This window comes from Rathayibacter sp. AY2B7 (assembly GCF_002931635.1).
GTDB lineage: Bacteria > Actinomycetota > Actinomycetes > Actinomycetales > Microbacteriaceae > Rathayibacter.
Window position 1 is genome coordinate 1 of the sequence record NZ_PSUC01000120.1, and the last position, 9,743, is coordinate 9,743.

A 9,743-nucleotide genomic window follows, 5' to 3' on the forward strand; every position below is an offset into this window, starting at 1 on the left:
CTCGGCTTCGTCTTCCAGGATCCGGCGACCAGCTTCAACCCGTTCCTGACCATCGGCGAGTGCATCGCCGAGCCGTTCGTCATCCACGGGCGCGCGGAGTCGGCCGCCGGCGTGCGCGAGGAGGTCCTGGATCTGCTCGACGCGGTCCGCCTGCCCCGCGCCTTCGCCGACCGCTTCCCCCACGAGCTCTCCGGCGGGCAGCGGCAGCGGGCGTCTCTCGCCCGGGCGATCGCGCTGCGCCCGCGCCTGCTCATCGCCGACGAGCCGACCAGCGCTCTCGACGTCTCCGTGCAGGCGACCGTGCTCGAGCTGTTCGCCGAGCTGCAGGGCGCGCTCGGCTTCGGCTGCCTCTTCGTCAGCCACGACCTCGCCGTCGTCGACCGCGTGGCCGGCCGGGTGGTCGTGCTGCGGCAGGGCGCGGTCGTGGAGCAGGGGCCGACCGCCGAGGTGCTCCGCGCGCCCCGCGAGGCGTACACGCAGAAGCTCCTGGCGTCGCTCCCCGTGCCGGATCCCGCGCTCCAGCGCGCGGCCCGGGAGGCGCTGGCCGCCGCGAGCCGGGACGATCTGGCGGCTGCGAGCTGACGACGGGTCGGACCGGGCGGCACCCGGTCCGGCTCAGCGGGCGTCCGTTCCTGCGGGCGCCCGCTTCGGCGCGCGTCCGGTCGGGCAGGCGTCGGCTCGGGCACGGGTCGGTCGGGCGGGCGTCCGCCCCGGTGCGCGCGCGGTCCGCAGGCCGTCCGCTCTACAGGACCGGACCCGCGAGCGCCGGACGCGCCGTCGCGGCGAAGCGGCGGGGGGCGGCGACGCCCTCGGACAGGTCCGCGAGGACCCGCCCGATCGCCGGGGTGAACTTGAACCCGTGGCCGGAGAAGCCCGCTCCGACGACGATCGGCCCGCTGCGGTCGAGGATGAAGTCCTCGTTGCGGGTCATCGTGTACGTGCAGCTGATGACGTCGCAGACCTCCGCGTCGGCGCCCGGGATCCACTCAGCCACGTAGCGGCGGAGGGCCGCGAGCTGCTCGGCGACCGGGCGGCGGGTGCGGGCGTCCGGATCGACGCTCCTGCCCACTCCGTGCCAGCCGACCTTCAGTCCCTCGCCCGGCGTGAGCATGCCGTAGACGGGGCTGAGGAAGTACGCGTGGTCGGCGCGGTCCGGGTCGGGCGTGTGGTTGAAGCTCGGCCACGCCGCGTCGGGCGTGCGGAGCCGGAAGTGCGCGGGGTGCTCCTCCGAGACCCGGAGGGGGCGCAGCGGCACGAGGCCGGCGAGGAGGGGCTGCGTCCACGCTCCCGCGGTGACGACGACCCGTCGGGCGCGGTACTCGGTGTCGTCGGTCGTCACGATCACGGTGTCCGGGCCGACGACGTCGATCCCGCGGACGGGGGTGTCGTAGCGGAAGCGGGCGCCGCGGCGCTCGGCGCCGGCCCGCAGCGCGAGCAGAGCGTCGGCGGCGCGCACGCGTCCGCTGCTGGGGACGTGCAGCACCTCGCTCTCGAAGCGGAGCGCCGGCCAGCGGTCGCGGGCCTCGGCGGCGGAGATCAGCTCGCTCGCGACGCCGTGGGCGCGGTGCGCCTCCCGGACCGCGCGGAGGGGTCCGACGGGTCCGAGGTTCACGAGGCCGACCCGGTCGAGCAGCGGCGTGCCCTCCTCGACGCTCAACCGGTCCCAGAGGCGGGAGGCCTCGCCGAGGAGGTCGAGGTAGTCGTCGGCGGCGTAGGCCTCGTTGAAGTTCCGGGTGCGGCCGTGGGACGCGCCGTTCTCGTGGCCGGGGCCGAACTGCTCGAGGAGCACCACGTCCGTGCCGCGCTGGGCCAGCTGCCAGGCGGTGGCGGAGCCCATCGCGCCTCCTCCGATGACGATCGTGTCGACGTTCTCGCGCACCGCGACCTCTCTCTCCCGGTCCGACCCGCGCGGAACCGTGAGGACTCCACTCTGACGACGCGGAGGGTCGGCGGCCATGGACAGGTGGCGAGGGCGGAGGGCCCGGGGCACAGCAGACGTCGAACCCGGGCCCTCCCGGCCGGGCGCGGCGCCGGAGCGCGGTGCGACAGTTGTCGAAGCGAGCGGCCGCAGACCCCGACGACTACTCGACGCCGGACGCACGCTCCCTCGGCACCATGGACCCAGCGCCCCGGCGTCCCTCCCTCATCCCCGCCGCACGGCTGACCCGCAAGGAGTTCCCCATGAGATCCCGAGTACTGGCTCCCCTCGTCGCCGGTGCGGCGATGGCCGTCGCCCTCACCGCCTGCTCGCCGGGCACCACCGGAGCCCAGGCGCCCCCCGGGATCCTCCTGGGGACCACGGACAAGGTCACCGCCCTGGATCCCGCCGGCTCCTGGGACCTCGGCTCGGCGACGCTGCAGAACCAGGTCTTCTCCTGGCTGCTGACCTCCGCCCCCGGATCGACGGATCCCGTGCCGGACCTCGCGGCCTCGGCCGAGTTCACCGACCCCACCCACTACCGCGTCGCCCTGCGCGAGGACGCCGCCTTCGCCAACGGCAATCCGCTCACCGCCTCGGACGTGGTCTTCACCTTCGAGCGCCAGGTGGCGATCGCCGCTCCGAACGGCCCCTCGTCGCTGCTCTCGGACATGGTCTCGGTCGAGGCGGAGGACGACTCCACCGTCGTCTTCACACTGGCCACCCCGGACAACGCCCTCTGGCCCCAGATCCTCACCAGCCCCGCCGCCGCGATCGTCGACGAGGACGTCTTCTCGGCCGACTCCCTCACCACCGACGACGACATCGTCGCCGGCGACGCCTTCAGCGGGCAGTACTCCATCACGAGCTACAAGCTGAACTCGCTCGTGCAGCTCACCCGCAACGACTCCTACGACGGCCTCCTCGGCGCCGCCGCCAACGAGTCGGTGATCGTCCGCTACTACGCGGACGAGAGCAACCTCAAGCTCGACATCCAGCGCGGTGAGATCGCGGTCGCCTACCGCACGCTGAACGCGACCGACACGGAGGACCTCCGCGGCGAGGAGGGCCTGACGGTGCACTCCGGTCCCGGCGCGGAGATGCGCTTCCTGGTCTTCAACCCCGAGACGATGCCCTACGGCTCCGCGACCTCCGAGGCCGACGCCGACAAGGCGCTCGCCGTCCGCACCGCCGTCGCCGACCTGATCGACCGCGACGAGCTGTCGGACCAGGTCTACAAGGGCACCTACGCGCCGGTCTACTCGATCGTCCCCAGCGCTCTGACCGGATCGACGCCGGCGTACGAGGAGGCCTTCGGCGACGGGAGCGGCGGTCCCAGTGCCGACGAGGCCGCCGCCGCGCTCCAGGCGGCCGGGATCACCGGTCCCGTCGACCTCAAGCTGCAGTACAACACCGACCACTACGGCTCCAGCACCTCGGACGAGTACGCGCTCATCAAGAACCAGCTCGAGCGCAGCGGCCTGTTCACGGTCGACCTGCAGTCGACGGAGTGGACGCAGTACGTGAAGGAGAAGTCGACCTCCTACCCGCTCTACCAGCAGGGCTGGTTCGCGGACTACCCGGACTCGGACAACTACCTGAACCTGCTCTACGGCACCGACGAGGCCCCCTCCATCCTCGGCGCCGCCGTGAAGGACGACGCCTACAACGAGGTCGTGCTGCGCGAGCGGAGCCTGGCCCCCGGCGACGAGCGCACCGCGGCGATCGAGGAGGCGCAGCGCCTCGCGGCGGAGAAGGCGATCACCGTGCCGCTCCTCGAGGGCACGGAGACCGTCATCGCCTCCTCCACGATCTCGGGCATCGACGACACGCTCGACGGCTCCGGCCGGTTCCGCTTCGGGCTGCTCCGGAGCGAGTGATCGGGGCGCGCTGATCGGCCGGACGGGCCGCGGTGCCGCAGGAGGGGGAGACCCTCGGCGGCCGCCGCGGCCCGTCCGTGCGTCCGGGGGCGGCACTGCGGGGACGGCTCTGCCAGGACGGGGCACCCGGATCGATCAGCGTGCCAGCGCCGCCAGCTCCGCCCGGGTGCGGGCGCCGGCCTTGCGCAGCAGGTTCGACACGTGGAACTTCACGGTGTTGCCGCTGATGCCGAGGTCGTCCGCGATCCGCTGGTTCGAGGCGCCGAGCGTGATCAGGTTCAGCACCTCCCGCTCGCGGGCGCTGAGCTCGGCGAGGTCGAGCCCGTCGGGCTGCGCCGGCGGATCGAGGGGGAGGCGGATCGACAGGGTCGACCCCCAGCCCGCGGTCGACGCGACCGAGAGCTCCCCGTCGAGCCCGCGCACGCGCTCGGCGATCGGGCGCAGGGCGTCGTCGCGGGTCGTCAGCTCGCCCCGGCCGTCGTCGCGGATCTCGATGAGCAGGTTGAGCCCGTCGCAGTCCCACTGGATCCGCACCCGGCGCGTCTGCTCCGACTCCACGAACGCCAGCACGGCGCTCCGCACGATCGCGCGGGCCGCGTGCGCCACTTCGCCGGGGAGGGCGCGCCCGGTGGCGGGCGGCTCGACGAACTGCACGTCGAGGTCGCCGAAGCGCACGAGCGGACGCAGGTCGCTCCGGAGCCGCGCGAACGCGCCCACGACGGGCTCCAGCATCGCGCTGCGCTGCTCGTCCGAGGCGGTGCGCAGCTCGACCAGGGCGTTCGCGGCGATGTCGATCGCGACGGTGCGGGCCGCACGGTCGTCGAGGCGCTCGGCGCGCAGGGCGGCGAGCACCGACTCCAGCGCCACCGCGTGCCGGTCGGCCTGCTCGGCGACCGTGCGGGCGTGCTGCTGCAGCAGGGTGCGGGAGGCGGGGGACTCGGCGGGATCCATCCCCCGAACCTACCCGTCCTACCCGCGAGTGGCACCGCCCACCCGATCGGGTAGGTGGGCCTCCTCGATCAGGTGGCGCGCGGATCCGGCCGCCGGGCGCATTGTGGATCCATGCCCGCTGACGACCGCACCACCGACCCCGCAGAGGCGCTCGCCGTGATCGCCGCCGAGGTGTCCGCCGCGACCGCCTCGCTGACGACCGACCGCCTCGAGCCCGTCCTCGAGATGCTCGCCGGCGCCGACCGCGTCTTCGTCCACGGCGCCGGCCGCTCCGGCCTCGCTCTGCGGATGACCGCCATGCGCCTCATGCACCTCGGACTCGTCGTGCACGTGGTCGGCGACGTGACGACCCCGGCGATCCGCAGCGGCGACGTGCTGCTCACCGCGAGCGGCTCCGGCACCACCGGGGGCATTGTCCGCGCCGCGCAGGCCGCCGTCGACGCCGGAGCGCGGGTCGCGGCGATCACGACCGCCGCCGACTCCCCGCTGGCCGGGCTCGCCTCCGCCGTGGTGGTCGTGCCCGCCGCCGACAAGCTCGACCGCTCCGGGGCCGCCTCGGCGCAGTACTCCGGCGGGCTCTTCGAGCAGGTCGTGGTGCTCACCGGCGACGCCCTGTTCCACGCGCTCTGGCAGCGCCGCGGCGACAGCGCCGACGAGCTCTGGCCGCGCCACGCGAACCTCGAATGACCCGACTCCCCACCTCGACAGGAAGAAGCACCCCGTGAAGCTCCAGTTCGCCATGGACACCCTCAGCACCGACGCCGCCCTCGAGCTCGCCGCTGCCGCCGCCCCGCACGTCGACATCCTCGAGCTGGGCACCCCGCTCATCAAGAGCGCCGGCCTCTCCGCCATCACCGCCATCAAGGAGGCGCACCCCGACAAGACGGTCTTCGCCGACCTCAAGACGATGGACGCGGGCGAGCTCGAGGCCGACATGGCCTTCGCGGCCGGCGCCGACCTCGTGACGGTCCTCGGCGTCGCCGGCGACAGCACCATCGCCGGCGCGATCGCCGCCGGGAGGAAGCACGGCAAGGGCGTCGTCGTCGACCTCATCGGCGTGCCCGACAAGGCCGCCCGCGCCCGCGAGGTCGTCGCCCTCGGCGCCGAATTCGTCGAGATGCACGCCGGTCTGGACGAGCAGGCGGAGGAGGGCTTCACCTTCGAGACCCTGCTGCGCGACGGCGAGTCCTCCGGCGTGCCGTTCTCGGTCGCGGGCGGCGTGAGCACCGCCACCATCGAGTCGGTGCAGCGCGCCGGCGCCCTCGTGGCCGTTGCGGGCGGGGCCATCTACGGTGCCCCGGACGTCGGCGAGGCCGCCGCGGCCCTCCGCGCCGCCATCGTCTGACCCGTCGGCGCCGCCGCCCCCGAGGCCCGCTGATCCGGGTCGCGAGGGCGGCGGCGCCCTCGTCCGCGCGGGAGGCGGCAGCGCATCCCCGCCGGACGCCCGGCCCCTCTCGACTCGCCGACGGCGCGGTCCTACAGTGGCTGCGACGACCCTCGACTCCCGCCGCGGGACCGACGGCGCCGTCGCGAGCGGAGGGAAGCCGTGTCCTCGACCGCCCCCGGAGCCGACGCCGACGCCTCGACGAGGCTCCGCGACTTCCACCAGATCCTCCTCAACACCGCCGTCGCGAACGTGACGACGAGCTTCCTCTGGTTCGCGCTCACGTTCTGGGTGTACCTCGAGACGCGCTCCGTCCTGGCGACAGGGATCATCGGCGGCGCCTACATGCTGCTCGTCGCGGTCTTCGCGATGGCCTTCGGCACGATCGTGGACCGGCACCGCAAGTTCCGCGTCATGGTCTTCGCCGGCGCGGTCACACTCGTGTCGTTCGGCGTCGCGGGCGGCCTCTTCCTCGCGCTGCCCGAGGCGGCGCTCCTGGACTTCCGCGCCCCCTGGTTCTGGGTGTTCTCGGGCACGATCCTCTTCGGCGCCGTCATCGAGAACATGCGCAACATCGCCCTGTCCACGACGGTGACCCTGCTGGTCCCGGTGGAGGGGCACGCCCGCGCGAACGGCCTCGTCGGCACGGTCCAGGGCCTCGCCTTCGTGGTGACGAGCGTCTTCAGCGGGCTCGCCATCGGCCTGCTCGGCATGGGGTGGACGCTGGTGATCGCGATCGGCCTCTCCGCCGCCGCGCTCCTGCACCTCCTCTTCCTGCGCATCCCGGAGGACCGGCCCGCGCCGACGGGGGAGAGTGCGCCGCTGATCGATCTGCGCGGCAGCATCACCGCGGTGCGGGCGGCGTCCGGGCTGTTCGCGCTCATCGTCTTCTCGACGTTCAACAACCTGATCGGCGGCGTCTACATGGCGCTGATGGACCCGTACGGCCTCGAGCTGTTCCCGGTCGAGCTGTGGGGCGTGGTGCTCGGAGTGACGGCGACCGGCTTCGTCATCGGCGGTCTGCTCGTCGCGAGGTTCGGGCTCGGGAGGAACCCGATCAGGACGATGCTGCTGCTCGTGATGGCGATGGGCCTGATCGGCGCGGTCTTCACCCTCCGCGACTGGTGGTGGCTCTACGCCGGCGGCATCTGGATCTACATGACCCTGATCCCGGCGGTCGAGGCCGCCGAGCAGACGGTGATCCAGAAGGTCGTCCCCTTCGAGACCCAGGGGCGCGTCTTCGGCTTCGCGGCGGCGTTCGAGTCGGCCGCCGCTCCGATCACGTCGTTCCTCATCGCCCCGATCGCCGAGTTCGCGCTCATCCCGTACATGGAGTCGCCGGCCGGGCGCTCGGCGTTCGGCGGGCTGCTCGGCGACGGCATCGGCCGGGGGATCGCGCTGGTGTTCCTGGTCGGCGGAGTCGTCATGATCATCGCGGCCGGCGCGGCGATGCTCACCCGCTCCTACCGCGTCATGTCGGCGCAGTACCTGCGGGAGGCCGCGGCGAGCGGGGATGCGGAGCCCGTCGGCACGGAGGCGCCGGAGACGCACCGGACCGCGCCGAGCACCGTCGAGCAGAACCGCTAGCGCCCGCAGACGCCGCCCGTCATGCGCCTCCGGGGGGTCCGGCGGACCGGACGGCGCCGACACGAGGAAGACGTGCCGGACGCCCCCTCCCCAGGGTGCGGCGTCCGGCACGTCGGCTGCGACCACCCGGTCGACGGGCCCTCCTCGACTCCCGAGCGCTCCGCTGCCCCGCGCCTCCGGAGGGAGACATCGGGGCATGCGGCGCCGGCGGGGGGGAGGGCTCTGGTTCCCCGCCCCGCCGGCGCCGGCCGCCCGCGAGGGGCGGCGAGGATGCTCGTTCGGGCGTGCCTCGAGTGACGGCTACATGCCGTCACTGAGCATGGACTGCACCAGCTTCACGTGGCGCTCGAGGTTCAGCTGGCTGAACTCGCTGTTGTAGTTGAGGCCGTAGTTCAAGATGTGACCCGGGGTGCACTGGATTGTCGCGTCCGGTCCGTCCCAGGTGCGCAGCAGTGCCAGGGCCGAGTCCCAGCTGCTGTTCTCGCAGTTCGTGTTGAAGGTGGTCGACGTGCCCAAGCCCACGGTGTGCGAGATCTCGTGCATGGCGGTGCCCTCCACCATGTAGACGCGCTCCTTGCCGAAGCGGATCTGGCCGTAGATGTTCGCATCGGCCGTCGGGGTTCCGGGGCTGTACGAGACGGTCAGGGAGCGGGAGATGTTGCTGAGGCGGTTGTAGCGGGCCACGGCGCGGTCCATCGCGTCGGTGATGCGGGCGTAGGCGTCGGCCTCGTCAGCGGTCGGGCTCGCGACGCGGTTCAGCGTCCAGGTGATCTTCTGCACGGTCGGATCGGTCAGTGCCCAGCGCTGGGCCTTGGAGCCGGTGCAGGTCCACTGCTGAATGGGGGAGCCGTCGAGCTGGCGGAAGTCCTTGTTGTCGAGGCAGAGGTCGCTGTGCCGATTGGCGATCTCGGCGTAGCCTCCGCCGACGGAGGTGATCCGCCACTGCTGGGCGGTGCTGCCGTTGCAGCTCCACTGCCGCACCTCCGAGCCCGGGGTGGTGCCGAAGTCGAAGTTGTCGAGGCAGAGGTTGCTGAAGGTGTTCTTGATCTCGGCGTAGCCTGTGCCGAGGTCGGTGATCTGCCAGCGCTGGTTGCTCCCCTCGGTGCAGCTCCACTGCCGCACCTCGGCTCCGGGCTGAGTGCCGAAGTCGAAGTCGTCGAGACACATGCTGCTGTGCTGGTTGCGGATCTCCTGCGCCGATCCGAGGCCGACCGGGGCGGTGGCCGCGGAGGCGGGCGTGCTGAAGCCGAGCGTCGTGATTCCGACGACGGCCGTGATCAGAGCTCCGATCAGGTGGCGGGAGGGGTGGGACTTCGTTGTCCGGGACATAGGGGTGCCTTTCGCAGACATCCGGCGCCCCCGAGGGGACGCGTGTGAGGGGTCGCAGGAGGAGGCCGCGTCCGACCGGGTCGGGCGGCGGCAGAAGGAGCGTTCGGAGCCGGCCGGGACGGTGATCCGGCCGCTCGATCGCGGGGCGTGTCGGCACCGGGGCTCCGATGGGGAGCTGAGCCGGAGTCGGCCCGGTGTTGACGTGGACAACCATCGACCGGTCGGACAGCCGGTGTCAAGGGCCGATCCGCGCGGTGCTCGACGGGACGAGGGCGATCCGATCCGGGTGCGGCACGGCGGATCCCAGCGCTCGCAAGGAGAGAGCGCTCACACTGCCGACCGTCGGAACTTCCGCGGGATTCCGCCATTGTTACCGTTAACAAAACTCGCTACTGTGGCCCCTGAAGTGGTCAGCGTGTCCTCACGCCCGACATCCCACTCCGACCGACCGGTTCGATGACGAACCTGAGAGGACCGTCGATGACGACGACATCTCCGCCCCCCCGTCCGCCGACGCTCGCCAGCGTCGCGATGACCTCCGGCACCGCCGTCGATCCCGCTTCCGCCTCCTCGCGATGACCGCCGATCGCGAGCGCTGTCCCGCCGCCTGACCGGACCGCCCGCCCCCGCGGCCACCGCCCCGGTCGGCCTCGGATCGGCGCAGGAGATCCGCAACCAGCACAGCAGCATGTGT

General features: G+C 72.7%; 8 protein-coding genes. 5 read left to right on the forward strand and 3 right to left on the reverse strand.

Going from position 1 to position 9,743, the window contains the following annotated elements:
• Positions 1-582 (forward strand): ABC transporter ATP-binding protein (locus C5C27_RS15170; RefSeq protein WP_146079712.1); only part of this gene is annotated, 582 nt, incomplete at its 5' end.
• A gap of 160 nt (positions 583-742) precedes the next feature.
• Here the strand turns inward: C5C27_RS15170 and C5C27_RS15175 are convergent.
• The gene (locus tag C5C27_RS15175) at positions 743-1,879 is read right to left on the reverse strand and encodes an FAD-dependent oxidoreductase (RefSeq protein WP_258066798.1); all 1,137 of its coding nucleotides are present in this window, start codon (positions 1,877-1,879) and stop codon (positions 743-745) included.
• 302 nt (positions 1,880-2,181) lie between these two features.
• Here C5C27_RS15175 and C5C27_RS15180 point away from each other — a divergent pair, with 302 nt between their 5' ends.
• Entirely contained in the window at positions 2,182-3,798 is a 1,617-nt protein-coding gene (locus tag C5C27_RS15180) for an ABC transporter substrate-binding protein (RefSeq protein WP_104282516.1), read from the forward strand.
• A gap of 135 nt (positions 3,799-3,933) precedes the next feature.
• Here C5C27_RS15180 and C5C27_RS15185 read toward each other — a convergent pair whose 3' ends face one another.
• Positions 3,934-4,749, reverse strand: coding sequence for a response regulator transcription factor family protein (locus C5C27_RS15185; protein WP_104239653.1), 816 nt, complete (start codon positions 4,747-4,749; stop codon positions 3,934-3,936).
• A gap of 111 nt (positions 4,750-4,860) precedes the next feature.
• On the opposite strand from C5C27_RS15185, the gene hxlB reads away from it, so the two are divergent.
• The 3 genes from hxlB (at position 4,861) to C5C27_RS15200 (ending at position 7,720) form a co-directional block, all read left to right on the forward strand.
• The gene (hxlB, locus tag C5C27_RS15190; protein ID WP_104314818.1) at positions 4,861-5,436 is read left to right on the forward strand and encodes a 6-phospho-3-hexuloisomerase; all 576 of its coding nucleotides are present in this window, start codon (positions 4,861-4,863) and stop codon (positions 5,434-5,436) included.
• A 34-nt stretch (positions 5,437-5,470) separates the two neighbouring features.
• Positions 5,471-6,094: a 3-hexulose-6-phosphate synthase gene (gene hxlA, locus C5C27_RS15195; RefSeq protein ID WP_104224387.1), complete on the forward strand. Its 624-nt coding sequence runs from the start codon at positions 5,471-5,473 to the stop codon at positions 6,092-6,094.
• 201 nt (positions 6,095-6,295) lie between these two features.
• Positions 6,296-7,720: an MFS transporter gene (locus C5C27_RS15200; RefSeq protein ID WP_104314819.1), complete on the forward strand. Its 1,425-nt coding sequence runs from the start codon at positions 6,296-6,298 to the stop codon at positions 7,718-7,720.
• Positions 7,721-8,020: 300 nt separating this feature from the next.
• Here the strand turns inward: C5C27_RS15200 and C5C27_RS15205 are convergent, their stop codons facing one another.
• The gene (locus C5C27_RS15205) at positions 8,021-9,049 is read right to left on the reverse strand and encodes an RICIN domain-containing protein (RefSeq protein ID WP_181133561.1); all 1,029 of its coding nucleotides are present in this window, start codon (positions 9,047-9,049) and stop codon (positions 8,021-8,023) included.
• Positions 9,050-9,743: the final 694 nt, after the last annotated feature.